This window comes from Pseudomonas sp. WT-JTC (genome assembly GCF_056711565.1).
Genome location: NZ_CM160042.1, coordinates 5,198,910 through 5,225,331 on the forward strand (window position 1 = coordinate 5,198,910; position 26,422 = coordinate 5,225,331).

General features: G+C 59.5%; 25 protein-coding genes. 17 read left to right on the forward strand and 8 right to left on the reverse strand.

Features of this window, described 5'->3' with window-relative positions:
• Positions 1 to 92: 92 nt before the first annotated feature.
• From AC06G5_RS23550 to AC06G5_RS23565, 4 genes are all read left to right on the forward strand, one after another.
• The gene (locus AC06G5_RS23550; protein ID WP_413428873.1) at positions 93 to 356 is read left to right on the forward strand and encodes a DUF2790 domain-containing protein; all 264 of its coding nucleotides are present in this window, start codon (positions 93 to 95) and stop codon (positions 354 to 356) included.
• Positions 357 to 545: 189 nt separating this feature from the next.
• The gene (locus AC06G5_RS23555; protein ID WP_480458420.1) at positions 546 to 821 is read left to right on the forward strand and encodes a hypothetical protein; all 276 of its coding nucleotides are present in this window, start codon (positions 546 to 548) and stop codon (positions 819 to 821) included.
• A gap of 529 nt (positions 822 to 1,350) precedes the next feature.
• Positions 1,351 to 2,598 carry a ribonucleotide-diphosphate reductase subunit beta gene (locus AC06G5_RS23560; protein WP_008022799.1) on the forward strand — a complete coding sequence of 416 codons (1,248 nt, stop codon included), beginning with the start codon at positions 1,351 to 1,353 and terminating at the stop codon, positions 2,596 to 2,598.
• Positions 2,599 to 2,956: 358 nt separating this feature from the next.
• Positions 2,957 to 3,520 carry a BRO-N domain-containing protein gene (locus tag AC06G5_RS23565; RefSeq protein WP_480458421.1) on the forward strand — a complete coding sequence of 188 codons (564 nt, stop codon included), beginning with the start codon at positions 2,957 to 2,959 and terminating at the stop codon, positions 3,518 to 3,520.
• 138 nt (positions 3,521 to 3,658) lie between these two features.
• Here the strand turns inward: AC06G5_RS23565 and AC06G5_RS23570 are convergent, their stop codons facing one another.
• The 3 genes from AC06G5_RS23570 to AC06G5_RS23580 form a co-directional block, all read right to left on the reverse strand.
• Positions 3,659 to 4,756 carry an SRA domain-containing endonuclease gene (locus tag AC06G5_RS23570; RefSeq protein ID WP_413427351.1) on the reverse strand — a complete coding sequence of 366 codons (1,098 nt, stop codon included), beginning with the start codon at positions 4,754 to 4,756 and terminating at the stop codon, positions 3,659 to 3,661.
• Positions 4,757 to 4,952: 196 nt separating this feature from the next.
• The gene (locus AC06G5_RS23575; protein ID WP_480458423.1) at positions 4,953 to 8,456 is read right to left on the reverse strand and encodes an alkaline phosphatase family protein; all 3,504 of its coding nucleotides are present in this window, start codon (positions 8,454 to 8,456) and stop codon (positions 4,953 to 4,955) included.
• Positions 8,457 to 8,500: 44 nt separating this feature from the next.
• Entirely contained in the window at positions 8,501 to 10,291 is a 1,791-nt protein-coding gene (locus AC06G5_RS23580; RefSeq protein ID WP_480458424.1) for a SulP family inorganic anion transporter, read from the reverse strand.
• 119 nt (positions 10,292 to 10,410) lie between these two features.
• Here AC06G5_RS23580 and AC06G5_RS23585 point away from each other — a divergent pair, with 119 nt between their 5' ends.
• Both AC06G5_RS23585 and AC06G5_RS23590 read left to right on the forward strand, forming a co-directional pair.
• Positions 10,411 to 11,376, forward strand: coding sequence for a hypothetical protein (locus AC06G5_RS23585; RefSeq protein ID WP_413427348.1), 966 nt, complete (start codon positions 10,411 to 10,413; stop codon positions 11,374 to 11,376).
• A gap of 120 nt (positions 11,377 to 11,496) precedes the next feature.
• Positions 11,497 to 11,814, forward strand: coding sequence for a helix-turn-helix domain-containing protein (locus AC06G5_RS23590; protein WP_413427347.1), 318 nt, complete (start codon positions 11,497 to 11,499; stop codon positions 11,812 to 11,814).
• A gap of 146 nt (positions 11,815 to 11,960) precedes the next feature.
• On the opposite strand, the gene AC06G5_RS23595 is transcribed toward AC06G5_RS23590, so the two are convergent.
• Positions 11,961 to 13,019, reverse strand: coding sequence for an MBL fold metallo-hydrolase (locus AC06G5_RS23595; protein WP_413704121.1), 1,059 nt, complete (start codon positions 13,017 to 13,019; stop codon positions 11,961 to 11,963).
• Between the two features lie 216 nt (positions 13,020 to 13,235).
• Between AC06G5_RS23595 and AC06G5_RS23600 the strand changes: the two genes are divergently transcribed.
• Both AC06G5_RS23600 and AC06G5_RS23605 read left to right on the forward strand, forming a co-directional pair.
• Positions 13,236 to 13,847 carry a TetR/AcrR family transcriptional regulator gene (locus AC06G5_RS23600; protein WP_413427345.1) on the forward strand — a complete coding sequence of 204 codons (612 nt, stop codon included), beginning with the start codon at positions 13,236 to 13,238 and terminating at the stop codon, positions 13,845 to 13,847.
• Between the two features lie 124 nt (positions 13,848 to 13,971).
• A complete protein-coding gene (locus AC06G5_RS23605) occupies positions 13,972 to 14,505 on the forward strand; it encodes a DUF1003 domain-containing protein (protein WP_413427344.1) in 534 nt (177 codons plus the stop codon).
• Between the two features lie 6 nt (positions 14,506 to 14,511).
• Here AC06G5_RS23605 and AC06G5_RS23610 read toward each other — a convergent pair whose 3' ends face one another.
• Positions 14,512 to 15,453: a LysR family transcriptional regulator gene (locus AC06G5_RS23610; protein WP_480458427.1), complete on the reverse strand. Its 942-nt coding sequence runs from the start codon at positions 15,451 to 15,453 to the stop codon at positions 14,512 to 14,514.
• Positions 15,454 to 15,468: 15 nt separating this feature from the next.
• On the opposite strand from AC06G5_RS23610, the gene AC06G5_RS23615 reads away from it, so the two are divergent.
• Together AC06G5_RS23615 and AC06G5_RS23620 are read left to right on the forward strand one after the other, a co-directional pair.
• Complete coding sequence (locus AC06G5_RS23615; protein ID WP_480458428.1) at positions 15,469 to 16,176, forward strand: CTP synthase C-terminal region-related (seleno)protein; 708 nt, start codon at positions 15,469 to 15,471, stop codon at positions 16,174 to 16,176.
• Positions 16,173 to 16,496 (forward strand): antibiotic biosynthesis monooxygenase family protein, encoded by a 324-nt coding sequence (locus tag AC06G5_RS23620; protein WP_085717136.1) that lies wholly within the window; start codon positions 16,173 to 16,175, stop codon positions 16,494 to 16,496. Before AC06G5_RS23615 ends, AC06G5_RS23620 begins: the two co-directional genes overlap by 4 nt.
• A 123-nt stretch (positions 16,497 to 16,619) precedes the next feature.
• Here the strand turns inward: AC06G5_RS23620 and AC06G5_RS23625 are convergent, their stop codons facing one another.
• Positions 16,620 to 16,946 carry a DUF2025 family protein gene (locus AC06G5_RS23625; protein WP_413704119.1) on the reverse strand — a complete coding sequence of 109 codons (327 nt, stop codon included), beginning with the start codon at positions 16,944 to 16,946 and terminating at the stop codon, positions 16,620 to 16,622.
• Between the two features lie 233 nt (positions 16,947 to 17,179).
• On the opposite strand from AC06G5_RS23625, the gene AC06G5_RS23630 reads away from it, so the two are divergent.
• From AC06G5_RS23630 to AC06G5_RS23655, 6 genes are all read left to right on the forward strand, one after another.
• Positions 17,180 to 18,304 (forward strand): glycerophosphodiester phosphodiesterase, encoded by a 1,125-nt coding sequence (locus AC06G5_RS23630; RefSeq protein ID WP_413427341.1) that lies wholly within the window; start codon positions 17,180 to 17,182, stop codon positions 18,302 to 18,304.
• Between the two features lie 253 nt (positions 18,305 to 18,557).
• Complete coding sequence (locus AC06G5_RS23635; RefSeq protein ID WP_413427340.1) at positions 18,558 to 18,863, forward strand: PepSY domain-containing protein; 306 nt, start codon at positions 18,558 to 18,560, stop codon at positions 18,861 to 18,863.
• A 318-nt stretch (positions 18,864 to 19,181) separates the two neighbouring features.
• Positions 19,182 to 20,204, forward strand: coding sequence for a transporter (locus tag AC06G5_RS23640; RefSeq protein WP_480458431.1), 1,023 nt, complete (start codon positions 19,182 to 19,184; stop codon positions 20,202 to 20,204).
• Between the two features lie 248 nt (positions 20,205 to 20,452).
• A complete protein-coding gene (locus tag AC06G5_RS23645; RefSeq protein ID WP_413427339.1) occupies positions 20,453 to 22,066 on the forward strand; it encodes an inorganic phosphate transporter in 1,614 nt (537 codons plus the stop codon).
• Between the two features lie 301 nt (positions 22,067 to 22,367).
• On the forward strand, positions 22,368 to 23,234 hold the full coding sequence (locus AC06G5_RS23650; RefSeq protein ID WP_480458433.1) for a hypothetical protein: 867 nt from the start codon (positions 22,368 to 22,370) through the stop codon (positions 23,232 to 23,234).
• A complete protein-coding gene (locus tag AC06G5_RS23655) occupies positions 23,231 to 23,953 on the forward strand; it encodes a TylF/MycF/NovP-related O-methyltransferase (protein ID WP_085717129.1) in 723 nt (240 codons plus the stop codon). Before AC06G5_RS23650 ends, AC06G5_RS23655 begins: the two co-directional genes overlap by 4 nt.
• Positions 23,954 to 24,084: 131 nt before the next feature.
• Here the strand turns inward: AC06G5_RS23655 and AC06G5_RS23660 are convergent, their stop codons facing one another.
• Positions 24,085 to 24,981: a LysR family transcriptional regulator gene (locus AC06G5_RS23660; protein WP_480458434.1), complete on the reverse strand. Its 897-nt coding sequence runs from the start codon at positions 24,979 to 24,981 to the stop codon at positions 24,085 to 24,087.
• A 121-nt stretch (positions 24,982 to 25,102) separates the two neighbouring features.
• Here AC06G5_RS23660 and AC06G5_RS23665 point away from each other — a divergent pair, with 121 nt between their 5' ends.
• A complete protein-coding gene (locus AC06G5_RS23665) occupies positions 25,103 to 25,861 on the forward strand; it encodes an SDR family NAD(P)-dependent oxidoreductase (protein ID WP_413427336.1) in 759 nt (252 codons plus the stop codon).
• Positions 25,862 to 25,919: 58 nt separating this feature from the next.
• Here AC06G5_RS23665 and AC06G5_RS23670 read toward each other — a convergent pair whose 3' ends face one another.
• Positions 25,920 to 26,354, reverse strand: a complete 435-nt coding sequence (locus tag AC06G5_RS23670) for a multidrug/biocide efflux PACE transporter (RefSeq protein WP_413427335.1) — start codon at positions 26,352 to 26,354, stop codon at positions 25,920 to 25,922.
• Between the last annotated feature and the right edge of the window lie 68 nt (positions 26,355 to 26,422).

Consider the following 26,422-nt stretch of genomic DNA (forward strand, 5'->3'; position numbering starts at 1 on the left):
AAGGCAGTTAACCCAAATCCAGTAGTTCAGCTCCACACGCAACCCCAAAAAGGTTGCGTGAACCCACTCGACCTTAGAAAGGTAAAACTCAAATGAAAGCTTTATTGGTTCTGGCCCTCAGCAGCGTGTGCGTAAGTGCCATGGCAAGCGAGGTCCCGGCTGATGTCGCGCAGCAACAACCACCCATTGAGGAATACACTTACTCGATGAACCTGGACATCGCCAAAGTGATCTCCATGAGCGAAGCCCCGAATGTTTGTGAAGTTGTGCCAATGAAAATGGAATACGAAGATTCCAGTGGTCAACGGCATATCCTGCGTTACAGCGCGATGGGCAACGGCTGTTCTAACGGCTGATCCCTGCTTCACCCCTCCCCGGAATAGGTTCGACCCACCCACCGCAATCAGGTAGATGAAGCGCCGAACCTTAATAATCGAATAAATCGATTATTTTAAGCATTTATTTGCGCTTTTTAATCGAAATAGTCGGCGTAGTATCAATCTCAACCCAAGACAAACAACGCCTTCGAAACTGGAGCAACGACCATGAAAACCCAACTGATCCTCGCCCTGACCCTCTCCGTGCTGGCTGCCAACACCTTCGCTGCCGATGGTTACGACCGCACCGGCTCGGCCGTGTACACCAGCGAAGCCTCTGTCGCTTCCGACGATTACGACCACACCGGCTCAGCGTCCTTCGCAGCCGATGGCGCAGACCACATTGGCGCAGGCAAACTCGCTGCCGACGGCGCTGATCACACCGGCGCCGCCCGCCTCGCCGCCGATGGTGCCGATCACATCGGTGCCGCTCGCCTGAGCTGAGCCGCCAGCGTGACTTCATGGCCCGACTTCGGTCGGGCTTAGTTGTGTCTGGAGCCTGAGAAAACCCCACAGAAACACAAGATGTAGTGAAAAAAGCCTTTTTTGGTTATTTCTTGAGCAAAAATAATCCAGGGCAAAAAATCACGAAAAAAAATCTCCCCCCCGCCAACATCGTTCAAAGCCCTGTAAACCCTCGCTCTGACCGAAAAACGGTCGCCGTCGACCGATCCGTGAGCCATTTCGTCGCACCACAGCACGCAAAACTTCCCTATAATGCGGGGGTTAAACGGGCCTGCAATATTCCCTTACAGGGATGAAAAGCCAGTCTGAAGCCTCGCACAAGCGATCAACGCTTGCTGCGCCCATCAGTGGCTCTCGGAACCCCGTACAAAATTCTGTTTGATGCCTGCGTATAGCTGCTGCAAAAAACGATTCCTTTAGATCCAACGCGGCCAGTAAGGCCGTGTGAAAAACCGACCTATCCAATTTCACACGGGCACACTGGCCCTCACGCAGGAGACGACACGTCATGCTGAGCTGGGACGAATTCGACAAAGAAGACACGGAAGTAGCAGTCAAGAGCGCCAACGCCGGCCACGCCGCCGAAGCCAACATGGACCGTCTCGACAGCGCTGGCGGTGCCGCCGCCCTGGAAGCCCGTGCCGTGACCGCCGCTGACTCCGCCGCCGTTGCCCGCGCCAAGGCCGCCCTGGATTCGCTCGACGTCGCCGAAGGCCTCGCCGAACTCGAAGGCGCCTCCGCCCGTGTCGCCGTTGACGAAAAGCGCATGATCAACTGCCGCGCCGACCTCAACCAACTCGTACCCTTCAAGTACGACTGGGCCTGGCAGAAGTACCTGGACGGCTGCGCAAACCACTGGATGCCGCAAGAAGTCAACATGACCGCCGACATCGCCCTCTGGAAAAACCCGGAAGGCCTGACCGACGACGAGCGCCGCATCGTGATGCGCAACCTCGGCTTCTTCTCCACCGCCGACTCCCTGGTTGCCAACAACCTGGTCCTGGCCGTGTACCGCCTGATCACCAACCCGGAATGCCGCCAGTACATCCTGCGCCAGGCTTTCGAAGAAGCGATCCACACCCACGCCTACCAGTACTGCATCGAATCGCTGGCCATGGATGAAGGCGAAATCTTCAACATGTACCACGAGATCCCGTCGGTCGCGAAAAAAGCCACCTGGGGCCTGAAATACACCCGCTCGATCTCCGATCCGAAGTTCGAAACCGGCACCGTCGAAACCGACAAAGAACTGCTGCGCAACCTGATCGCCTACTACTGCGTCCTGGAAGGCATCTTCTTCTACTGCGGCTTCACCCAGATCCTCTCCATGGGCCGCCGCAACAAAATGACCGGCGTCGCCGAGCAGTTCCAATACATCCTGCGCGACGAATCCATGCACCTGAACTTCGGCATCGACGTGATCAACCAGATCAAAATCGAAAACCCGCATTTGTGGGATGCCGAGATGAAGGAAGAAGCTTCGCAGATGATTCTGCAAGGTACTCAGCTGGAGATCGAATACGCTCGTGACACCATGCCTCGTGGGGTGTTGGGCATGAATGCGGCGATGATGGAGGACTATCTCAAGTTCATCGCTAACCGTCGCCTGTCGCAGATTGGTTTGAAGGAAGAGTACCCAGGGACGACTAACCCGTTCCCTTGGATGAGCGAGATCATGGACTTGAAGAAAGAGAAGAACTTCTTTGAGACTCGGGTTATTGAGTATCAGACTGGTGGAGCGCTGAGCTGGGATTGATTCCTGAGCTAGCCGCGATTTGACGACTTGAATCGACAAATCGAACATCTGAAAGCCCCGATCTGATCGGGGCTTTTTTGTAGGGTAGGAAAACACCTACGAGCAATCTCAGTAGTAGCTAAACCGCCTACAGAAGATCCAGCACATTCTGTATTGAGGGCCACTCCAAGCAGCTCTAAACTTTATTGCAAGCGCCTAAGAAACGCCCAACGTAGAAGCAACTTCATCACACAGAATGCATGCTGGCATCCGCCATGCCTGCGCAATCCTGTGTGTAGGAGAATCGCTTGTTGGGATTTCTTAGATCCTCTACGTCGGGCTCTGGCCCTTTTCAACTTTATACGTAGAGGTAATGGGTATGCCTGCAGATACTTCACACCGATCAGTAATCTCTGATCCTTTCCATCCAATGATCTTTACCCTCCATAACCTACCGCTCCATGCCCTCCTGCTGGAAAATCAACCGTGGTTCTGCGCCCGTGACATTGGCCGCTTGATGGGTGTCCATCTCAGTGATCGCATGGTCAGCAAACTGGATAAGGATCAGCGCTGTATCTTGTGGATTGAATACTTCCGACAGCCACGGAAACAGCTAATGCTCAGCGAGTCCGGTGTATATGCACTATTGGTGTATCACTATGTCCCTGCAAATCGATTGTTACGCGAATGGCTGACCAATCAGGTTGTGCAGGCCTTACGCGATGCCGCGCAGCCTTATGCTGCGGATCGACCGATGTTGAGCTCGTTGGACTGGCCGGAAATGTCGTTAAATCTGCTGCACTGGCGCGGTGAAAGTTGGATTCGGCTACGGGACATGCCTTACCTGTCAGACGATCAAACGCAGCGACGGGTGTTGATAGCTAAGCCTTGGTGGCGGAAGGTAGCCCAAGTGCTTCAGTCGTCGAAGCGCACGACGGACTAAGGACAGTCTGTAGGAACGAGAACGCATGGGTTTCCTACAATAAGCACTTCACTAACTGTCCTCATTTCCATAACCAGCAATTCGCAGCCTCTCAATATTTGCAGGCAACAGACCTCACTGCCTCGGCACACATTTCAATCAGCCTTCAATTGCTTCCAACCGCTGCTTCAGCTTCTTATTCACCAACGCTCCATGTACTCCAGAATGAATTTCCCGATGGCAACTTGGGCACACGGCTCCCACATAGCGCGGGTGATCTAACCCACCATCTGAGAGCCGGTTTACGTGATGCGGCTCTAAGTAGGGGGTGCCATCCTTTTTCATAAAAGGAGCCGGCCTCTCACAGCTCTCGCATTCGCCCTTGGCGCGCATCAGCACATAGTGCGCAACCTTCCGGCTGCGCTGATAGATCTTACGCGGAGCGGATAGCCCCAAATCATCGCTGCTAGGCTTACATGCAGCCAGCGCAGCCAACCGCGCCGCAGCCAGAGACTCGGAAAGGTCAGCCTCATCTTCATCCTGTTCTTCAGCTTCAATTAATTCACCAGGAATACCCACAGGGACTAACCGAAAAACAATCGCCGTCCGATCTTGGCCACTCACATCCGGCTGGGTCCGCTCAAACATGTCGGCGCAAGAAAACTCGCCCATGTATTCGTTGCCTTTACCTTTGCCGAGAGACTTAAACAAGTGCAGCGCTCGGCCATCCTCGGCATGCTCAGCGATGGCCCGGTTGCCTCGGATCAAAGTCATCGACCCACGTTGTCCTTCACCGGTATAAAGATAGGCACCGTTGTCCCAATCGTCGGCATACCCGTATTGTTCACCACTATCGCCTGTGAACAAAAATATCGCAGGGTAAGTTGCGGATGCTGCAATGCCGCTTTGCAGGCTCCCACCGAACGGTCCATTGATCTCGGTTTTTCGGTCGTAAACAGCCCCCTTCGTGAACTGCAAAACAGGCTCGCCTTCTCCACGCGGTAACTCCACAACAGTGAAGCCTCGCTTTTCTAGGTAACTGTTGGTTGGGCGCCCACCGGAGAATTTTCCTACAGCAATGCCAGTTGCCAGAGAGACGATTTTCTTCGCCGGATACAGTTCACCGCCCGAGTGAACGGCGTAACGGTGAGCTAGGTTTTTTTCCCAGCCCTGCCACTCGTGCTTACTCCGAAATTTACGATCAAACTCCAGCAACGCTTTGTCTATTCGTTCCTTCGAAACCGCTTTGATCACCACGAGTGCTGTCCTTATCGACAATGGCTGTAGGAAAATTCCTACACTCACCAAAGTATCAAAGGGTTTCAATTTGTTATAGGGCGAAAAGCCACTATTTCTAAGCGCTATTGCTCAATAGCGGGCAGCGGTGGAATAGACCAGCCGCTGTTCGCCTGCTACATCAATCTCATTTCTCCCACGACAATACTCTGCGCCCTCACCTCCCCAACCCACTAATCCGCCACGGACACACCGCCGCCCTAACCCCACTAGGCCCAACAATCTCCGGCGTCTGCCCCAACGACCTCGCGCTCAACACACTCCCCACCCGTTCAATCAACTGATCAAACCCCAACGTCGCATCCTCCTGATGCAACTTGCGCAATTGCTCAACCAAGGCATAGGTGAACGCCCCATAGCTGTTCGACCCCACCTCATACTCATTGGCCTTTTCGTTCTCCCGCGCGGCATAGAGCATCAGCGGCATGTACGGCCCGTGGTGGCCGTAGAGTTTGCCTTGGCGCAGCAGTTGGGCTTTTTTCTCGGGGCGCAGGCCGGTGGCGGCGCCTTGGGTGGTGCGGGTGCGGGTGAGGCCGCGGGTTTTGTTGTCTTGTTCGCTGAAGTCGCGGCGGTCGGCGTCGGTGGCGTAGACGCGGCGGTCCCAGTCGCCGGCGTAGGGGTCCCAGCGCAGCATGCGGTGGCGGATGTCGCTGGGTGGGGTGATGCCGCGCACGCGGCCGTTGCCGCGGGTCATGCCGCCGGCGTAGCAGCAGTCGAACATGACGGTGAGTTTGGCGCCGTGGCCGTCCGGGTCGAATGGCAGGTGGCTGTAGAACTGGCGGAACAGTTTGTCGGTGAAGTGGGTGCTTTCGTCGTCCCAGTCGAAGTCGTGGAGCACCAGGGTTTCGTCCATGCAGTCGGCTTCGCCGCTGCTGCTGTAGACCGGCAGTTGAGTGCCGTGGCCGGAGTAGAACAGTACGCGCTCGTCGCCGGCACGGGCGCCTTCCACCAGCCATTCGAGGCGCTCGACGAAGTTGGCTCGGGTCGCTCGGGCGTCGTGCAGCAATCGGATGTCGCCGGCGTCGTAGCCGCTTTCCTGCAGCATGCGGCTGATCAGGTAGGTGTCGTTGATGCAGCCCTCGAGGCGTGCGCTCGGGTCGAGGTAGTCGTTGATGCCGACCACCAGGGCGCGACGTTTGCGTTGGCCGCTACGGGACAGGAATGCCGGCACTTCCAGCGCTCGCGCAGCCACCACATCGCGGGCCAGTTGCGGCCACAGGCCGTTCTGGCTGGAGGCTGAGGACAAGTAGGCCTGGGCGGCGTGATTGAGGTCGAGCAGGTCATCGCGCAGCGGCACGCTGAATTCGGTTTGCAGGTCGACCCGCGCGGAATCCGGCGAGGTGATCGGCCGGGTCAGCAAGCCGTCGTTGGGGTTGTGGAGGTGGAACCAGCGGCGGATGCCTCGGCCGTTTTCGCTCAGGCGCAGCACCCGCCCGCCCCACACTTCGCGCATCACCAGCGGCAGTGCGATCGGTGAGCCGAAGCTGACGAACACTCGGCCATCGATGCGCTTGAGGGCCGTACCTTTTTTTGCCACCGAGCGGCGCAGGGCGTCGTAGCCGATCAGGCTGCCCAGCCCTTGGGCGAAGATGATCTGCGGATTGAAAGCCTCGACCTTCGCCAACAGATGCTGCGTCAGTTCAGTGCGCAACTCGGCGTCTTCGATCCATTGCACGATGGCACCAACGGTGGTGCGCAACATCTGGTTGACCGGCAGGCCCCAACTGCCGAAATTCTCGTCGGCCTTGCCCCTGGCGTCGGCGCTCAGCATCGCCAGGCCTCGGGTAATCTGGGCGAAGTCCGGCCCCTCCTTGAGTTGCTCATCGAAGGACAGGAAGTCGATGTCCTGGTCATCGATGAGGCGACCGTTCTGTGCCAGTTGAGTACGGATCAAGGTGCGCCACTGGTCCTGCCAGTTTGCATCGATGCCGCCCTGCCCCTCGCCCGCTGGCGTGAACCCCACACCCGGCAGGCACAGGACGCGCAGCCGTGTTGGTGCGACTTCCGCTCCCGGTTCTGCCAAGGCTTTGCTCGCAGGCACTGCAACGGGGCGAATGGTTTGTCCTTGGGCGGTGACCATCAAATCCTGCAAGCGCCGCAGTTTCGCCTCCAGGCTGTCCGCACTGGGCGCGGCAGGCGTGAGCGCGGCTTGAGCCGGATCGGCCAGGGCGCGGCTGCGGTTGCCGAGAAAACCGCTGACCCATTGGGCGCTGCTCTTCCAGATCTGCTCTGGATCGAGGCCGTCGAGGTAACCGGTGGCGCTGTCCACCACCTGCCGACTCTGGGTCGCCAGTTCCGACTCGATCAATGGCAACCCGACGCGACTGGGCACCACGGTGGCCGCCAGTTTTGGCGCAGCCGTTACGCCCGGTGCAGCGCGCCAGATAGGTGCGTTGCCGAAGTGCTGCGCCGCGATCACCCGCGGGCCGAGGGCGCTACGTGGCAGTTTGAAGTGATCGCAAAGAAACGCCAGCAGGCTGGTGTGATCGTAATGCTGGGCCTGGACGTTACCCGTCCAGGGAATCAAGCCTGGCTTGAGCCACGGCGAAGCCAGGATCGCCGGAACCCGAACGCCGAGGCGGGTGAAGGGGTTTTTCCACGGGACATCGGCCGTTGAACCGGTCGCCACGCAGGTCGGCGGCACCACGTGGTCATGGAAACCGCCATGTTCGTCGTACAGCAGCACGAACAGGGTTTTGTTCCAGACCGCTGTATTGGCCGACAAGGCATTGAACACCTCACCGACAAACTGATCGCCGAAGCGCAAATCTTCGGGTGGATGATGCGACACATTGGGCCCGAGTTTGCCGTTGAGCAGGCCATAGCTCGGTTCGATCCAGGACAGTTCAGGGAGCTTGTCGCCGACGACGTCCGACTTGAAGTCGTCGATGCTCAGGTGCTGCAAACCACCCTTGACCAGCGCCGCCAGCGGGATCGCGCCATCGGAATAAATCCGCGCGTCGTGGCCGTTGTTGCGCAGCAGCGAAAAAATACTCTCGCCACCGAACTGCGCGATCAGGCTTTTGATACCGGCCAGTACTGTGCCCGCGGAGGGCATCAGCAGGTGGCCATTGCAACTGCCGAGCATGGCAAAAAAACGGTTCGGCCAGGTCGGGCCTGGCACCGAGGAAAACCAGCGGTCACACACGGTGAAGTTACGCGCCAATCCGTGGATGGCCGGCAACGTATCCTTCGCTGGCGTGGCGCCGAACGGGATGTAGTTCATCGCCCGCTGGGCCATGGATTGCGACCAGGTTTTGTACACCTTCAGGTCGCTGCGGGCCTTGTCGTAGGCGTCCTGGGCAAAACCGGCGAGCGTAGGGTTGGCCGGGCTGGTCTTGAAGGACACACCCAGTTGTTTCTCCACGTTGACGAACTCGTGGCCAAGGTCGAAACCCTCGCTGTTGCCCGGCGGCAGCGCCGGAGGCAGAGGGGGCGGCGGCGCCCACAGGCTGTAGTTCTCCGGGAACTCCGATGCCTGGGTGATCACCGTCGAATTGCCGTTGGCCAGCTTCAGCGGGTTGGTGCTGGGCACCTTGCGGTTGATACCGTCACACGCGGCATTGATGCTTGTGTAGTCCCCCAGCAAATGGTCGAACGAACGGTTTTCCATCATCAACACGACGACGTGCTCAATCCCGGCGGGCCAGTTGTTCGGCATGGTTCGCTCCTTGATGTGAAGTCTCTATATCGATCTCGCGGGTTTCACGACAATCCCTTCCCTTTATCTTCCCGCTCCCTGTAATCCACCTGATAATTCGCCACATAACTCTCCACAGCCGTCCCAACCGTAGGAAAAAACGCCGTCTCCCCCAGCCGCGCAAACAACCCGAAGCGCTTGAGCTTGTCCTTGACCGGATCCTTCATCTCGGCAATGCACAACTCGATACCTGCCGCATGCAGGGTGTCGTCCAGTTCGGCCAGCATGTCGGCGGAGGTCACGTCCACGCTGGTGACCGGTTCTGCGGCGACCACCAGCCAGCGCACGGGGGTGGGCGATGCCGCTACGGCGTCCAGCACTCGGTCGCTGAACAGTTCGGCGTTGGCGAAAAACAAGGGGGCATCCCAGCGAAACAGGACCAGGCCGGGTATCAGGTGCGCGTCGGGATAGCGTTTGATGTCGTGGTAGCCCTTGACCCCGTCGGCGCGGCCCAATACCGCGGAGTAAGGGCGCCAGGCATCCCAGAGGAATTCAATGACTGCAATCACGATGGCCAGGCCGATGCCCTCGATCGCGCCGAACACGGTCACGCCGACCGTGCAGACAATCGATAGCCAGCATTCCCAGCGCTGGATGCGATAGATCCGTCGCAGGTCGCTGATCTCGATCAGGCCAATGGCCGAAGCGATCACGACCGCCGCCAGTGCGCTGGACGGCAGGTGTTGCAGCAGGTTCGGTGCCACCACCAGCAGCAAGGCCACCGCCAGTGCGCCGACGACGCCGGTCATTTGGGTCTTGGCGCCGGCGGCCTCGGCCACGGGCGTACGTGACGAGCTGCTGCTGATCGGGAAGCCTTGGAAAAAACCGGCAGCCAGGTTGGCGATGCCGAGGCCCACCATTTCCTGGTTCGGGTTGACGTAAGTACGGGTCCGCGCCGCGTAGACACGAGACAGCACGCTGGTGTCGGCGAACGAGACCAGTGCGACGGCGCAGCCACCGATCACGACCGGAACGATATCGGCGCTGGTGATCCAGGGGATGGCGAAGCCGGGCAAGCCTTGCGGGAGCGAACCGAGGACCGACACACCGGCGCGGGTCGCAAGGTCGAGCACACCCACGGCGACTGTCGCGCCAACCACGGCGATCAGGATGCCCGGCAGTCGCGGCCATCGTTTGAGCAGCAGGATCACCGCCAGGGTGAGCCCGCCGACCATGAAGGTGGTCCAGTTGACCTTTCCCTCCATCACCGCGGAGGCGATGGCCGATAGGCTACTAAACGGACCGCCAGACTCAATCGAAAAACCGAACAGTTTGGGCAGTTGGCTGATCAGTACGGTCAGTGCGATGCCGTTCATGTAGCCGTAGCGGATCGGCTTGGACAGCAGCTCGGTCACAAAACCCAGGCGCGCGATACCGGCCAGGATACACACCGCTCCCGAGACGATCGCCATCATCCCCGCCAGGGCGACGGCTCGCTGCGGGTCGCCGCCGGAGAGTGGAATGATGACCGCAAGGATGACGGCCACAAGGGAGGAATCCGGCCCCATCACCAGAATCCGGCTGGGGCCGAACAAGGCATAGAACAGCAGCGGAACGATAGTCGCGTACAAGCCATAAATGCCGGGCACGCCCGAAGCCACCGCATAGGCGATACCGACCGGCACCAGCATCGTGGTCAGCACCAGGCCGGCCACGATGTCGTAACGCAACCATGCCGATTGATATTCGCGCAGCATGCCCAGGCCCGGTAGCCAGCGGCGCCAGCCGGTCTGTTCATCCCGGCGTGCTATCCGGCCCGGCTCCGGGAGGGGCGGCGAAGCATCTGATTGGCTCATGAAACCGCTCTCTTTGATGGACTGTGCAGACCCGGCGATACCGAAGTGATCTCAGTGTAGCTATTGCTTCGAATGCGCCATCACTGGAAGCTGCTCACATAAAGGACCTGGAACCCGACATGAAATTCGACCTCGCCTACTGCCTCAGCCTCAACGACAAGTTGTCGATCTATGACGTTCGGGATCTGAATTTCGACGAGACGATGGCGTTCGATTCGGCCAGGGAGCATTTCCAGTGCCCCAACGATGTCTGTCGTTTGGCGTTCGATGCGAGCAATGAGCTGGGCACCTTCAACGCGAAGAATGTGAATTACGTGCGCACGCCACACTTCAAGAACCTGCCGAGCACGCGACATGTCGAGGGGTGTCCTTATGCGAGCCTGAAGACACCGGCGTCGGGTGTGGAGGATGCAGAAACGGATGACAGTCGCGAGGAACATTTCCCATCGGAACTGTTGCTGACTCGACGCGAGTATGTGCGCAAGCCGTTCAGCCCGAAGGTCGCGGCGGATGGGGGGCGGGATGAGTCGTTGACGTCTTCGGCGGCAAGCAATGTCGAGCAACCGGTCAGGGAATCGGCACCGGACAAGACCAGCATCTTCGCCCACCCGGTGGAGTGTTTTGTGTCGAACTTCGACGACAAGGATTTGCTCAAGCGCGTGCCGCTGAAGATTGGCGAGCACACCGCGCCCTACGGGTCGTTTTTCAAGAAGATCGAATACCTGCAGGACAACAAGGGGCTGATTTACTGGGGCAAGGTCAAGGAGATCAAGGACTACACCCAGAGCTTTCGTATCGACTTCGAGAAGAAGGTCTGGCTCGAGAAGAAGCCTTACTCGGTCAATGTTTACCTGAGCAAAAAGCTGATCGACAGCTACCGCAAACGCAAGGCGTTCCTGGAGGAGATCAAGCACGCCATCGAGAGCGGGCGGGAGTTGTACTGCTTCTTTTATGGGGTGACGCCAGAATTGAAACAGGTGCCGAGCAAGAAAAACCCCGAGCAGACGTTCGGCGTGTTCAGCGCCAACATCGAGAATCTGGATCACTTTATCGTGCGGGAAGCGCCGGGGTTGGCGGGCAAGTAAGCGCAGCGCCGTTCGTCTGCCTGAAAAGACAAATCAAAAAATGCGTTTGATCCGGACTCAAAACAACTGTACAAAAACACAGTATATTTTGAACCAACACTCTCGAGCCCGGAGAACACCATGGCCTCTCAAGCGATGAAAATCACCCTGGAACGTATCGCCCTCTTCCAATTCACCCCGACCCACTGCGCCCAGGCCCGAGCGATGCTGGGCTGGAGTGTGGAAGAGCTGTCGCGGGAGTCCCGGGTTTCGGTGGAGGCCATTCAACGTTTCGAGGCACGCCAGGAAGTGCTGGATGTCACGCGCCTGGCGCTGGCCTATCGGCTTGAAGCCGAAGGGTTGGTGTTCTTCCCGGGGTTTGCGCCGGGCCGAGGGATGAATGTGAAAGGGTCTACGCCGAATCCGGTTGGGCGCGCGGATTTTGCGATGGTGGAGTGAGCCAACTCATCGACTGACGATAAATGCCCCCCCTGTAGGAGCGAGCTGGCTCGCGATGGACGTTAACGATAACGCGTGCTGTCTGAATGATCGCGTTGTCCAGATTTTTTTCGCGAGCAAGCTCGCTCCTACAGGGGCCCATCACTCTACGCGTTCTGCGCCACCACCCGATCACTCTCCCCTTCCACCGCCAGCCACCACGCACTACCGCGCTGCGGATGCATCAGATTGAACGCTTCTCCCATCTGCGGAGTGGTGATCGATACGTTGCGCTCCCAGGCCAGGGCCAGGATGCGGTCGAAGGGTTCGTACCAGGCGTGCATCGACAGGTCGAACGTGCCGTTGTGGATCGGCAGTAGCCAGCGGCCCTTGAGGTCCAGGTGGGCTTGCAGGGTCTGTTCGGGTTGCATGTGCACGTGCGGCCAGTCGACGTTGTAGGCGCCGGTTTCCATCAGGGTCAGGTCAAACGGGCCGTACTGTTCGCCGATGCGTTTGAAGCCGTCGAAGTAGCCGCTGTCACCGCTGAAGAAGATGCGCGTGTTGCCATCGATCATCACCCACGAGGCCCAGAGGGTGCTGTTGCTGTCGAACAGGCCACGGCCGGAGAAGTGCTGCGATGGGGTAGCGATGAACTGGATGCCATCGACTTCCGTGCCTTGCCACCAATCCAGTTGGCGGACTTTGCTGGCGTCGATGCCCCATTTGATCAGGGTGTCGCCTACGCCCAGCGGGGTAAGGAAGTGTTTGGTCTTGTCCGCGAGCTTCAACACCGCCTGATGATCCAGGTGGTCGTAGTGGTCGTGGGACAGGATCACCGCTTCAATTGGTGGCAATTGTTCCAGGCTGATCGGTGGCTGGTGAAAACGCTTGGGGCCGGCCCATTGCACGGGCGAGGCCCGCTCGGCGAAGACCGGGTCGGTGATCCAGAACTTGTCGCGCAGCTTGAGCAACACGGTGGAGTGGCCCAGGCGATAGACGCTGTGGTTGGGCGCTGCGATCAGTGCGGCTTGAGTCAGGGCTTGCACCGGGACGGGCGCGCTCGGGCGGGTGTTTTGCGGCTTGTGGAACAGCGCGTTCCACAGGATGCCCATGGTTTTGCCAAAGCTTAAACGCTGAATCGGCGTGAAGTTCTGATACTGCCCTTGAGCCTGTCGGGACGCTTCGGGTGTGGAGGCGTTGTCCGCCGGAGAGATTGAATTGGCCATGTCTGAATGACTCCAGAAAAACCGCGCATGACGCGATTCTCCGCTTTGGGACGATAAATGGCCAAGGCACGCACGCATCAGCCGGGCTTTCTATTTTTTACTGGGCAGGATTAACAAAACATTACACTGCACAGTGTAGTTTCTAGGTTGCATCAAAGTCGATGACAAGTAAACTACCGAGTGTAATTCTCCCCTTTTTCCTGCCGAAGCGTACTTATGACAGCTCCACAGCGCCTCACCGACCGAAAACGCCAAGCGATCATTCAAGCCGCGATCAACGAATTCCGTGACAACGGTTTCGAGATCACCAGCATGGACAAGATTGCTGCCACTGCCGGCGTGTCGAAGCGCACCGTGTACAACCACTTCCCCAGCAAGGAAGAGTTGTTCGCCGAGATCCTCAATCAGTTATGGACCCGGGTAACGGCAGAACAGGAAACGGCCTACCGTCCCGACCTGCCGCTGCGCGACCAATTGCGCAGATTGCTGATGGCCAAACTGCAAATGTTGGGCGATGACAATTTTCTCGACCTGGCTCGGGTGGCGATAGCGGCGACGATTCATTCCCCCGAACGGGCGCAGGACATGGTGGCGCGAATGGGCGAACGCGAAGAAGGGCTGACGGTATGGATTCGCGCCGCTCAGGCCGATGGCCGGTTGAAAGCCATTGCCCCTGATTTTGCCGCGCAACAGGTGCAGGGGCTGCTCAAGTCTTTTGCATTCTGGCCGCAGATTTCCATGGGCAAGCCGGGCTTGCCACCCGAAGAACAACACCGGGTGGCCGAATCCGCGCTGGACATGTTTCTGGCCTGCTATCAGGTGTCATAAATGACAACGTCGACGGCGGTGTCGAACGATTGATGGCGCTGATTTGAACGGTACATGTGTTTCAGAATGAAACTGGCGCTGAGGCTATAGTGAGCCTCAGTCCCGGAGACAAACAGAGAGCATCATGACCACCACGAGCCAAGCAACCGCAGCCCCCGTCGATCACCTGCGTTTCCATCGCCCCCATGCCCACCTGGCGCCGACCTTTGGCAATGACAAGTTTGCCCTGCGCGCAGAAGCCTTTGCCCGATTCTTTGGCACCCCGACCTTTCTTGGCGCACAAACACTGATCGTGGTGGCCTGGGTGTGCCTCAACCTGTCCGGTTTCACCCACTTCGACGCGTACCCGTTCATCCTGCTCAACCTGGCTTTCAGCCTGCAATCGGCCTATGCCGCACCATTGATTCTGTTAGCCCAGACTCGTCAGGCCGCGCGGGACAAAGCCCAGACCGATGCCGATGCGCAGCACCGCGAAGCGCTGGCGATCGCCAACAGCGAACGACAGGCAGAAGCCGCGAAAAACACCGCGCAACTGTTGGAGCTGCTTGAGCAGAACACCCGCCTCACGGAGATGACCAAGGCCCTCACCGAGCGCATCGAAAACCTGACCACGGAAATGCATCAACACTTCGTGCACAAGGATGAGCCAAAAGCCTGAACGGCTTCACGGCAGTTTCAGCGCCCGCCCCAACTCGTCGAACAAGGTGACCACCGAGCGCAACGCGCGGCAGTCGGGACGGGTCAGCAGCCACAGTGCGGTGTCGTATCCGTGCAACGGCTCGCCCAGCGGCTGCAGTCCGTCGCCGATCAAAAAGTCCGGCAATGCCGCGACGCCCAGCCCCGCCCTGACCAGCTCGGTAACCGAAAGCATGCTGTTACAGCGATAGCCCGGCGTTACACCCGGCAAGGCCTGGCGACGCCAGGTAACGGTCGGGTGATCGGGCAGGAAGTCGTCCGGAGCGATCCAGGTCAATGAGACCAGGTCTGTGGTGTTGACCGATTGCAGGTATCGCTTGCTGGCGCACACGCGGTAGGAAATATCCGCCAGTCGCCGTCCCACCAGGTGCTCCGGTGGCGATCGGGTCAGGCGCAGGGCGATATCGGCATCCCGACGGCTGAGGTTGGCAAAATCATTGGACGTGCTGAGTTCGAGCGTCAGCGCCGGATAATTCGGCATGAACTGCGCCAGCGCCGGCAACAGCAAACCTTGCAGGACCGAATCGGTACAGGTCAGGCGCACGATGCCGCTGATCACTTCACCGCCCTGCTCCACACCGATGCGCGCCGCCTCCAGCGCCTGCTCGGCGCGCTCGGCCTGTTCAGCCAGGGACTGCGCCAGGGTGGAGGGCAAGTAACCGGCGCGGCTCTTTTCGAACAGTTGCTGACCCAGTGCAGCCTCCAGCCGGCGAACCGCTCTAAACACCGTCGAGACATCCACCTTCAACAGCTGTGCGGCCCGGGCCAGAGAGCCGCCGCGTACCAGCGCAAGGATCAGGGCCAGGTCCGGGTAGTCCAGTCGATAGTGCGTGGCTGCATTGATCACTTGGGAAAACGCCAATATTGAGTGCGTGAACGCCAATCTATAGTGGGCAACAGGAATCAACAAGTGCAGAGGCCATCCATGGAAACCCGCCCGATTCGCATCGCCCTGATCGGCGACTACGACCCACAGGTCACCGCCCACCAAGCCATCCCCATTGCCCTCGAAAGGGTCGCCGCGTACACCGGCCTGAACCTGCAATGGCAATGGCTGGCCACCGATGAAATCCACACCGAAACACCACTGCACAGATTCGACGGCTTCTGGTGCGTACCGGCCAGCCCGTATCGCAACATGAACGGCGCATTGCAAGCGATCCGTTTTGCCCGCGAACAACGGCGACCTTTCCTCGGCACCTGCGGTGGTTTTCAACACGCGGTGCTGGAATATGCGCGCAATGTACTGGGCTGGTCGGATGCCGAACACGGCGAGACGGCGCCCGATGCAACACGGGCGCTGCTGACACCGCTGACGTGCGCGCTGGTGGAAGCGGTCGATACCATTCATTTGCCTGAAGGCTCGTTGATCGCCCAGGCGTACGAAAACACCGAGATTCGTGAAGGCTATCGCTGTCGTTATGGGGTGAATCCGCAGTTCGAAGGGGAGCTGCTCAAGCGTGAACTTCACGCCGTCGGCCACGATTCGCAACAAGGCCTGCGCGCGGTCGAACTCAGCGGCCATCCGTTCTTTGTCGCGACCTTGTTCCAGCCCGAGCGGGCGGCGCTCAAAGGCATCACGCCGCCGCTGGTTGGCGCCTTTGTCGCAGCCTGTGCGGGGCAGCCAGCATGATCGCCGATACGCCAGCGACGCCTTATTACGCGGTGATCTTCACCTCGGTGCGCACCGAGGGCGACCTGGGTTACGCCGAGGCGGCCGCACGCATGCTCGAACTGGCCCGTGAACAGCCGGGGTTTCTCGGAGTGGAATCGGCTCGGGGTGAGGATGGGTTGGGAATAACTGTGTCGTACTGGGCCAGTGAAGCGGCCATTCTGGCGTGGAAGCATCATCCGCAGCACAGTGCGATTCGCGAACGTGGGCGCTCGACCTGGTATGCGCGGTGTCATACGCGGGTGTGCAGGGTTGAGCGGGCCTACGAATTCAGCCTGTAAATGATGTGGTGTGCTTGAGGCCGTCTTCGCGAGCAAGCCCGCTCCCACAGGTTTCGTGTGCTGCCATCAGACTTGTGGGAGCGGGCTTGCTCGCGAAGGGGCCCGTCAAATCACCGCAAAAACTCAGCCCTGAACAAGGCTGCGAACCGCCGAAATCTCCGGCACGTCCCGCCGGTTCATGTACACCCGCAAGGGCTCGGTGATGTTGATCCGCTCATCGATGTTCTGCTCCAGCAGCAACTGAATCAATTCGCGCTTGAGCGTCATGGCCTGCCCGGGCCCCGCACCCCAGACAAACTCGCTGGTCGGGATGATGCCGTCGTCCGCCACGTCCATGCCGAACGAGTCTTCGCTGAAGCGCACGATGTAGTGCCCGGTCTTGCGATTGAGGCCGACGAAGCCTTTGAGTTGGTCGGCAGCCTGGCAGATGAGCTGGGAAGTGATGCGCATGGTAAACCTCACATAAGGTCACAACGGACCGCTGATCGATGGTTTACACGCAAGGCAGGTGCATGGGTTTCCCTCTGCCGGGGAAATGGCCGAGGCCAAGATTACTGCAAGGAACCGCACAAAAGCGCTGAAAAAATTCTGCATTGAACAGGTTTGTGTCGCTCTCGCGATAGCGTGTGCAATGATCAGTTGTTAAAAGGAACCGCCCCCCTCATTGCGAAAGGATCTCGACCATGCCTGTACCCTTTACTAAAAGCGCCCTGTTACTGAGCCTGTTGCTCGGCTTCGGCCAGGCACAGGCCACCAGCGAACCCGGCCCGACGGCGCTGGCAACCCGTTCGGGTATTCCGCATCCGGCTGTGATCGCTCACCGTGGCGCGTCTTTCGATGCACCGGAATCCACTGCCGCCGCCTACAAGGCTGCCCGCGACCTGGGCGCCGACTACCTGGAAATGGACCTGCAACGCAGCAAGGATGGCGTGCTGTTTGCCCTGCACGACAACAACCTGCAACGCACCACTGACGTCGCCAGCAAATTCCCCGAGCGCAAGGACAGCCCGGCCACTGCGTTCACCATGGCCGAGCTGAAAACCCTGGATGCGGGCAGCTGGTTCAACGCCGCGTACCCGGATCGCGCGCGCCCGGCCTTCGCCGGCCTGAAGATTCTGACCCTTGATGAAGTCATCGACATCGCCGAGGGCAACGCCTTGCACAAGCCAGGCCTGTATATCGAGACCAAGGAGCCGAAGCAGTTTCCCGGCATCGAACGCGACCTCAAGGAAAAACTTCAGGACCGTGGCTGGCTGAGCCCTACCGGTTCGAAACTGGCGAAAAGCGAACTGGCGGTCGGCCAGGGCAAAGGCAAGGTGGTCCTGCAGACCTTTGAGAAGAGCAGCCTCGAACTGCTGCAAAAAGAAATGCCGGCGGTGCCGAAGATCCTGCTGTTGTGGGTCGGTGAAGGCAGTATCGAGCCCAAGTCCAAGGTGACATTTGCCGAGTCCGGCGCAAAGGACAAGGCCGCTTACTACGCCAGTCAGGAACCGAAGGACAAGGCCGAATTCCAGCAGTGGATCGACTACGCCAAGGCCCAGGGCGCCATTGGCACAGGACCGTCCGCCGCACTGACCCAGGGTGGCGACCAGAGCTATTCGGACCTGGTGCAACCGTGGATGAACCAGTACACCCACAGTCAGGGCCTGTTGGTACACGTCTATACCGTCGACGAGGCGGTGGACTACCAGAAAGTCATGGACGCCGGAGTCGACGGTATTTTCACCAACCGCGCCAGAGAGTTGTTGAAGTTTTATAAACGTCCGGCGGCGAATGTGGCGCAGGTGCTAAAAAACAACGGGTATTGATTCAGAATTGCACAAAACCTGTGGGAGCGGGCTTGCTCGCGAAAGCGGAGTGTCAGTCGATGTTGATGTTGAAGCTGATGGCCTCTTCGCGAGCAAGCCCGCTCCCACAGGTTATGCGTGTGCCAGCAAAATTTGCGGCGAACACACATTCCCACAGGGATTGATGCAGGACATGCCGGGGGATTTAAGGGTGGATTAAGTTACCCACGCTAACCTGATCTCACTTGAACGGATCGCCCAAGGAAAGCATCCCATGAAGACCCTGACTGCTTTGTTTACCGCTGCAACCCTGACCCTCGGCGCGGGCCTGGCCCAGGCCGATGTGCGGGTCGATACGATCCCGCAACTGGTCAAGGACGGCAAGATCAAGCCGCTGGAAGACCTGAACAAGATCGCGCTGGATCTGCACCCGGGTGCAACGATCACCAAAACCGAACTGGACAACCACTTCAACGGTTACGAGTACGAAATCGAACTGCGTGACGCCAGGAACGTCGAGTGGGATGTGGACATCGATGCCTCCAACGGCAAGGTCCTGAAAAACAAACAGGACACCTGATCCCGAAACACACAAAAGCCGCACGATTGAGAAGTCGTGCGGCTTTTGCGCATTCGGGATTCAAGCGCTCAGGCGTGCCGTCACCTCGTTCAACTGCCCCGACAAACCGTGCAGGTTATTGCTGGCCGATCGCCGACTGCGCGCAACAGCCCCCCGCGTGATCGGTGTGCCAGAGCGGTTCTTAAGACAATCCAGTCCGCCGACAGAGCAATCGTATGCGTTTATTTTCCTGTCACAAAAACGTCATCCCGGCTTGCGATGATGCCGCTCAAGTGAACCTGTAAAACACGTGACAGGCGCCTCCCCTTGCGAGTCCTCATGAACCACAGCATCGATCAAAGCCATCGCGACACGGATCTGTTCGGCCTGCTCTACGGTTTCAGTTTTCGCCCCGGTGAGGCCGGTCGGGAAATCAATTCCGCCGAGGCCTTGCAGTACCTGCAACAACCGGAAAGCGACGAGCAATTTCTGTGGCTGCACCTGAACCTCGCGCACGCCGCGTGCGAACGCTGGATGAAGAGTCATCTGGAATTGCCCGAGGAGTTTTTCGAAGCGCTGCACGAAGGCTCACGCTCGACGCGCATCGAGCATGTCGACTCTGCGTTGCTGGCGGTGGTCAACGACGTGGTGTTCAACCTCAGCAACATGGTGTCGTCGGATGTCTCGACCCTGTGGGTGTGCGCCCGCAGTCGACTGATCATCAGCGCCCGCCTGCAACCGCTGCACTCGGTGGACAAATTGCGCTCGTCGGTGAAGGCCCGGGAATGCTTTCGCTCGCCGCTGGAACTGCTGGTGCATCTGCTGCGCGATCAGGGGGAAGTGCTGACCCAGATCGTGCGCAAGACTAGCCAGAGCGTGGATCAGATCGAAGACGAATTGCTCTCCTCGCGGTTGTCGACCAACCGCGCCGAGCTGGGCGCCAATCGCCGGGTGCTGGTGCGATTGCAACGGCTGCTGGCGCTGGAGCCAGGCTCGTTGCTGCGCCTGCTCAACCGGCCGCCGCAATGGCTGCAAAAGGAAGACGTGAAGGAATTGCGCAAATCCACCGAGGAGTTTGCGCTGATCATCAACGACCTCACGGCGCTGGGTGAGCGGATCAAGCTGTTGCAGGAAGAGATCGCCGCCAACATCAACGAACAGACCAACCGCACGCTGTTCACCCTGACGGTGGTGACGGTGCTGGCGCTGCCGATCAACATCATCGCCGGCTTCTTCGGCATGAACGTCGGTGGTATTCCGCTGGCCGGTGATCCGGAAGGTTTCTGGATCCTTGTGGCGCTGGTCGCGACGTTTACCGTGTTCGCCGGACGCTGGGCGTTTCGCAAGCAGCAGGATTATTGAGCGCACCTGCAGTCCCTGTGGGAGCGGGCTTGCTCGCGAAGGCGTCGGGTCAGTCAATATCAAAGTTGAATGACACATCGCCTTCGCGAGCAAGCCCGCTCCCACAGGTTCCAGGGTTCACTTCCACAGGCAGGTGACTTCAGATCAGCGGCCCTGCAAAAAGCCTGAACACTGACCCAGAGCAGTCTCCCTGTAACAATTGGCAACGATTATCACCGGTACTCCTTCCCTCCTCAGGAATGTCCGTGATGGCTACGCCCTCCTTCTCCGCCGCCCCGGCACCCGCCAGTAGCGCCAAACCGCATTTCGACAAAAAACCCGGCCTGATCACCATTGTGGTGTTTGTTGCCGTGCTGGCCATCGGCTTGTTGTTTACCGCCTACAGCCTGATGCACGACATGAACGAACTCGGAACGGTGGTGACCACCTGGACGCCGTTCCTGCTGCTCGGCGTGGCGCTGCTGATCGCCCTGGGCTTTGAGTTCGTCAACGGCTTCCACGACACCGCCAACGCGGTGGCCACGGTGATCTACACCCACTCGCTGCCGCCGAACGTGGCGGTGGTCTGGTCCGGTTTCTTCAATTTCCTCGGGGTGCTGCTGTCCAGCGGCGCGGTGGCGTTCGGCATCATCGCCCTGCTGCCGGTGGAGCTGATCCTGCAAGTCGGCTCGTCCGCCGGCTTCGCGATGATCTTCGCCCTGCTGATCGCCGCGATCCTGTGGAACCTCGGCACCTGGTGGCTGGGGCTGCCAGCGTCGTCATCGCACACCCTGATCGGTTCGATCATCGGGGTCGGCGTGGCCAATGCCCTGATGCACGGCCGCGACGGTACCAGCGGTGTGGACTGGGCCCAGGCAACCAAGATCGGTTACGCGCTGCTGCTCTCGCCTCTGGTCGGCTTCGGCTGCGCCGCGCTGCTGTTGCTGGCCCTGCGCGCGTTCGTCAAGAACCGTGCGCTGTACAAGGAGCCAAAGGGCCAGACCCCGCCGCCATGGTGGATTCGCGGCCTGCTGATCATGACCTGCACCGGCGTGTCGTTTGCCCACGGTTCGAACGACGGCCAGAAAGGCATGGGCCTGATCATGCTGATTCTGGTGGGCACGCTGCCTATGGCGTACGCGTTGAACCGCACCATGCCGGCGGATCAAGCGTTGCAGTTCGCCGCGGTCGCCGAAGTCACCCAGCAAGCGTTGGTGAAAGCTGCGCCGCTGCCAGCACCCGCCGACCCGCGTCCGGTGTTGTCCGAATACGTGCGTTCCAAGGAAGCGACCCCGCAATTGGTGCCGGCGCTGGCGGCGCTGACCGGCAGCATCGGCGCCCAGGTGAAAAGCTATGGCTCGCTGTCGAAAGTCCCGGCCGAAGCCGTGGGCAACGTGCGTAACGACATGTATTTGAGCAGCGAAACCATTCGCCTGATGGACAAGAACAAGGTCGGCAATTTCGACGCCGACACCAGCGGCAAGCTGCAACTGTTCAAGCAACAGATCGACAACGCCACGCGGTTCATTCCGTTGTGGGTGAAAATCGCCGTGGCCATCGCCCTGGGCCTGGGCACCATGGTCGGCTGGAAGCGCATCGTGGTGACCGTCGGCGAGAAAATCGGCAAGACCCACCTGACCTACGCCCAGGGCGCCTCGGCAGAAACCGTGGCGATGCTGACCATCGGCGCCGCCGACATGTTCGGCCTGCCGGTGTCGACCACTCACGTGCTGTCCTCGGGCGTGGCCGGGACCATGGTCGCCAACGGAGGCGGTTTGCAGATGAAGACCATCCGCAACCTGCTGATGGCCTGGGTGCTGACCTTGCCGGCGGCGATCCTGCTGTCGGGTAGCCTGTACTGGTTGTTCACGCAGTTGTTCTGAATCGCTGCAAAACATGTCTGTGTGTGTGGGAGCGGGCTTGCTCGCGAAGGCGGTGTGTCAGACAGCACTGCAGTCGACTGACACACCGCCTTCGCGAGCAAGCCCGCTCCCACAGGGTACAGGTTCCAAGCACATCATCCCGGCGGGTTTTCCCGTCGGGATTTTTTTCGTCCAGCGGCACGGCATTTGCTCACAAACTCGAGGGCTTGCGCTTTATTGACGCACCACGCCTCCGGCAGCCCTTCAGTTTGTTAGCGCGATGCCGACTCATAAGACACTCGATGTATTCAGGAGAGGAACCGTGAATCTGTACATCAATCAGCTGCAACAGAAAGCTGACTTTAAAGAAGCCATTTACGCGGGCGATATTTTCCTGAACACGCAGTTACGCGCCGCCAAAGAACTCTGTGCGTTCGCGCAGGAAAGCATCACGGCCGCCTTCGATGGCGAAACCAACCACCAGGCGCTGCACACGCTGATGCCGGTGGAAGAGTTCGTGGTGCTGGTGACTCGCCTCAAGGGCCAGTTCACCAACAGCCTGCGGGCCAAGGAACTGATCCGCAGCTTCACCGACGAGATCGGTGCCGCTCCCGAGGAATTCATTTTCGACGTACCGCGCATCCGTGTCGTGCCCAACTACGACTACCTGCACGCCGGCGTCAGCTATGCCTACAAGCCCCATCGCGATACCTGGTACGGCGGTGTCGACTGCCAGATCAATACCTGGATGCCGGTCTACACGATCCAGCCTGACCAGACCATGATGATCAACCCGGCCTACTTCGACGTCCCGGTGCAAAACACCTCGGCGCAGTGGAGCCTGTCTGACTGGATCGACGTGCAACGCCAGCGCGCCAAGGACAACGTCAAGGAAGAGGCGCGCCAACACCCGGTGCCCACCGAAGCGATCAACGATGCCAGCGAACTGCGCATTGCCGGCAACACGGCCGAGATGCTGGTGTTCTCCGGTTCGCACCTGCACGGCACCGTACCCAATTACACGCAACAAACCCGCTTCAGTGTGGACTTTCGCCTGATGCACCTCGACGACCTCAAGCACCAGCGCGGCGCAATTAACGTCGACAGCGCCTGCCCGGATGTCGGCGCCGGCTTCAAAGACTACTTCCACGCCCACGACTTTTCGAATTTCCGAGGAATCCAGCAATGACCAAGCGTCGCATCACGCCCGCCGAGGCCCAGTACAACGAAACCCGTTCCGGCGTTCTGAAACGAGTCGATGCCGAATACGTGGCCGACGCCCCATTCGTCTTCGCCAACCGCATCGGCGTGACCGCCGCGTTGTCGCGCATGGAACTGTTCAAGAAGGTCGCTGAAGTACCGGGCGCGATCATCGAGTGCGGCGTGTACAAGGGCAACTCGTTGATGCTCTACATGCACCTGTCGATGATTCTCGAACCGTATGCGATCAACCGCTCGATCGTGGGTTTCGACACCTTCGAAGGCTTCCAGAGCATCGACAAGAAAGAAGACCCGGCCGACGTCAACGAGACCATGTTCGCCGACACCGACCAGTCGCTGATCCAGGACATGATCGACGCCAACGACCTGTTGCGCCCGGTCAACCGCATTCCGCGCTGCGAGCTGGTCAAGGGCGACATCGTCAAGACCGTACCGGAGTGGGTCAAGACCCGACCGGACCTGGTCGTGGCCATGCTGATCCTCGACACCGACCTGTACGAGTCGACCAAAGTCGCGCTGGAAACCTTCCTGCCGTACATGCCCAAAGGCGCGATCGTGGTGCTCGATGAAGTCGCCTACCGCAACTTCCCTGGCGAAACCAAAGCCCTGCGTGAAGTGCTCGACCTGAACAAGATCGAACTCAAGCGCCTGCCGTTCGATTCGTGCGTGGGTTACTTCCACGTCTGACCCAAAGACCTGGAGCCGACCCAAAACCCTGTGGGAGCGGGCTTGCTCGCGAAGACGGAGTGTCAGTCACCATCATTGCTGAATGACATACCGCTTTCGCGAGCAAGCCCGCTCCCACAAAAAAACCGATCTCAGGCTTCCGAGCGGATCACCTCCCCCAGCCAGTCCATGAACACCCTCACCCGCAACGGCAAATGCCGCTGCCGGGCATAGAGCAGCGATGCCTCCATGGACGGCGCGTTGAACTGCGGCAACACCTCCACCAAATCACCGTTTTGCAGGTATTGCTGCATGCCCATCCTCGGCGCCTGAATCAGGCCGAAACCACCCAGGCAGGCAGCCTCGTAGGCATCGGTGCTGTTGACCGTGACACTGCCGGCCATCGGCATTCGCTGCACCTGCCCCTTGTCGACGTACACAAACCCTTCCGAACGCCCGCCCAATACACCGACGTAGTGCACCAGCCGATGCTGCGCCAGATCTTCCAGCCGCTCGGGCACGCCATAGCGCTGCAAATACGCGGGGCTGGCGCAGTTGACCATGGTGAAGTCACACAGGTGTCGCGCCACCACCGATTGATCCGGTTGGGCGCCGATGCGCAGTACGCAATCGAAGCCTTCGGCGAGCAGATCGACCCGGCGGTCGGTGCTGCTGATTTCCAGTTCGAGCAGCGGGTGCTGCGCCATGAACTGCGGCAAGCGCGGCATCACCACCCGACGCGCGAGAATGTTCGGCAGGTCGATGCGAATGCGCCCGACCAGCGACGCCTCGTCCTGGCGAAACAGTCCCTCGATTTCGTCCATGTGCGACAACAGGTCCTTGCTGCGCTCGTACAACACCAGGCCATCCTGGGTCGCCTGAACCTTGCGCGTGGTGCGTTGCAACAGGCGGGTGCCGAGCAATGCCTCCAGTGCCTGCACATGCTCGGACACCGTTGAGCGAGGCAAGCCCAGGCTTTCGCCGGCCAGGGTGAAACTCGACATCTCGCTGACACGGACAAAGGTGCGCAACAGTTCCAGTTTGTTCATCAGCCTGCTCTTTTATTGTTCGGATTATCCGACCAGTGATTCCGCTTTCACTCTGTTTATCACCCATAAGCGGATAAATAAACTTCCTCACATCAACCGCCACTGCACCTGAGGAAGTCCCATGAACCGTAAAATCGCACTGATCACCGGCGCCAGCCGCGGCCTCGGCAAAAACGCAGCCCTGCATCTGGTCGCCCAAGGCATCGATATCATCGGCACCTACAACAGCCGCGCCGACGAGGCGCAGGCACTGGTGGCCGAGATTGAAAGCCTTGGCGGTCGCGCCGTCATGCTGCAACTGGACGTTGCCCGGAGTGAGCAGTTCGACGCCTTCGGCAGCGAAGTGGCGAAGGTCTTGCGCAGCCACTTCGAACGCGAGCGCTTCGACTTTCTGGTCAACAACGCCGGGATCGGCCTGCACGCCAACTTCGTCGACACCACCGTCGAACAGTTCGACCTGTTGGTGAACATCCACTTCAAGGGGCCGTTTTTCCTCACGCAGACGCTGTTGCCATTGCTCAATGACGGTGGTCGCATCGTCAACATTTCCAGTGGCCTGGCCCGCTTCAGTCTGCCGGGGCACAGCGCCTACGCGGCGATGAAAGGCGCGATGGAAGTGCTGACCCGCTACCAGGCCAAGGAACTCGGCGCGCGCAACATCGCGGTAAACATCCTGGCACCGGGGGCGATAGAAACGGATTTCAGCGGCGGCGCCGTGCGCGACAACCCCGGGTTGAACACGCTGGTGGCGAACAACACCGCCCTGGGTCGCGCCGGTTTGCCGGATGACATCGGCGCCGCGATTGCGCTGCTGTTGGCGCCGGGTAGCCAGTGGATCAATGGCCAGCGCATCGAGGCGTCGGGGGGGATGTTTTTGTAAAACGCCCTGTTGCGAGGGAGTTTGCTCCCTCGCCACAAAAGCCTGGTTCAAACGCTACTCAGCAAACCTCGCGAGTCATCACCATCCGCTCGCGAACCACGTCATACACCCAGTGATAGACGTAGGTGTACGGCAGGAAGAACAGCAACACGCCGATATCCAGCAGGAATGCCTGCCACAGGCTGACCTTCAGCCACCAGGCAATCAGCGGCACGCCGAGGGCGACCAGTCCGCCTTCGAACAACAGCGCATGCACCACCCGGACCCAGGCGTTGTGCACGATGGCGAAGCGCTTGAGCACACGGTCGAACATGCCGTTGAAGACCACGTTCCAGGCGAGGGCCAGCGCGGCGATGAGGAGGGTGACCACACCCATTTCCAGCATCGGTTTCTTCATGATCCAGGCCAGCAACGGGGTACAGATCAGGATGGCCAGCAGTTCGAAACCGATGGCCTGGAAAATACGTTCAGTAATGGACTTGTTGGCGCTCATGGCCGAACTCCCTTGAGTGACTGTGGTTGCCATGATCTGTCATCACACCGATACTTCATAACCAATAA

What these genes read in the sequence shown, in the direction of transcription:
- AC06G5_RS23550 (WP_413428873.1), top strand. Translation starts at nt 93, where the DNA reads ATGAAAGCTTTATTGGTTCTGGCCCTCAGCAGCGTGTGCGTAAGTGCC.
- AC06G5_RS23555 (WP_480458420.1), top strand. Translation starts at nt 546, where the DNA reads ATGAAAACCCAACTGATCCTCGCCCTGACCCTCTCCGTGCTGGCTGCC.
- AC06G5_RS23560 (WP_008022799.1), top strand. Translation starts at nt 1,351, where the DNA reads ATGCTGAGCTGGGACGAATTCGACAAAGAAGACACGGAAGTAGCAGTC.
- AC06G5_RS23565 (WP_480458421.1), top strand. Translation starts at nt 2,957, where the DNA reads ATGCCTGCAGATACTTCACACCGATCAGTAATCTCTGATCCTTTCCAT.
- AC06G5_RS23575 (WP_480458423.1), bottom strand. Translation starts at nt 8,456, where the DNA reads ATGCCGAACAACTGGCCCGCCGGGATTGAGCACGTCGTCGTGTTGATG.
- AC06G5_RS23580 (WP_480458424.1), bottom strand. Translation starts at nt 10,291, where the DNA reads ATGAGCCAATCAGATGCTTCGCCGCCCCTCCCGGAGCCGGGCCGGATA.
- AC06G5_RS23585 (WP_413427348.1), top strand. Translation starts at nt 10,411, where the DNA reads ATGAAATTCGACCTCGCCTACTGCCTCAGCCTCAACGACAAGTTGTCG.
- AC06G5_RS23590 (WP_413427347.1), top strand. Translation starts at nt 11,497, where the DNA reads ATGGCCTCTCAAGCGATGAAAATCACCCTGGAACGTATCGCCCTCTTC.
- AC06G5_RS23595 (WP_413704121.1), bottom strand. Translation starts at nt 13,019, where the DNA reads ATGGCCAATTCAATCTCTCCGGCGGACAACGCCTCCACACCCGAAGCG.
- AC06G5_RS23600 (WP_413427345.1), top strand. Translation starts at nt 13,236, where the DNA reads ATGACAGCTCCACAGCGCCTCACCGACCGAAAACGCCAAGCGATCATT.
- AC06G5_RS23605 (WP_413427344.1), top strand. Translation starts at nt 13,972, where the DNA reads ATGACCACCACGAGCCAAGCAACCGCAGCCCCCGTCGATCACCTGCGT.
- AC06G5_RS23615 (WP_480458428.1), top strand. Translation starts at nt 15,469, where the DNA reads ATGGAAACCCGCCCGATTCGCATCGCCCTGATCGGCGACTACGACCCA.
- AC06G5_RS23620 (WP_085717136.1), top strand. Translation starts at nt 16,173, where the DNA reads ATGATCGCCGATACGCCAGCGACGCCTTATTACGCGGTGATCTTCACC.
- AC06G5_RS23625 (WP_413704119.1), bottom strand. Translation starts at nt 16,946, where the DNA reads ATGCGCATCACTTCCCAGCTCATCTGCCAGGCTGCCGACCAACTCAAA.
- AC06G5_RS23630 (WP_413427341.1), top strand. Translation starts at nt 17,180, where the DNA reads ATGCCTGTACCCTTTACTAAAAGCGCCCTGTTACTGAGCCTGTTGCTC.
- AC06G5_RS23635 (WP_413427340.1), top strand. Translation starts at nt 18,558, where the DNA reads ATGAAGACCCTGACTGCTTTGTTTACCGCTGCAACCCTGACCCTCGGC.
- AC06G5_RS23640 (WP_480458431.1), top strand. Translation starts at nt 19,182, where the DNA reads ATGAACCACAGCATCGATCAAAGCCATCGCGACACGGATCTGTTCGGC.
- AC06G5_RS23645 (WP_413427339.1), top strand. Translation starts at nt 20,453, where the DNA reads ATGGCTACGCCCTCCTTCTCCGCCGCCCCGGCACCCGCCAGTAGCGCC.
- AC06G5_RS23655 (WP_085717129.1), top strand. Translation starts at nt 23,231, where the DNA reads ATGACCAAGCGTCGCATCACGCCCGCCGAGGCCCAGTACAACGAAACC.
- AC06G5_RS23660 (WP_480458434.1), bottom strand. Translation starts at nt 24,981, where the DNA reads ATGAACAAACTGGAACTGTTGCGCACCTTTGTCCGTGTCAGCGAGATG.
- AC06G5_RS23665 (WP_413427336.1), top strand. Translation starts at nt 25,103, where the DNA reads ATGAACCGTAAAATCGCACTGATCACCGGCGCCAGCCGCGGCCTCGGC.
- AC06G5_RS23670 (WP_413427335.1), bottom strand. Translation starts at nt 26,354, where the DNA reads ATGAGCGCCAACAAGTCCATTACTGAACGTATTTTCCAGGCCATCGGT.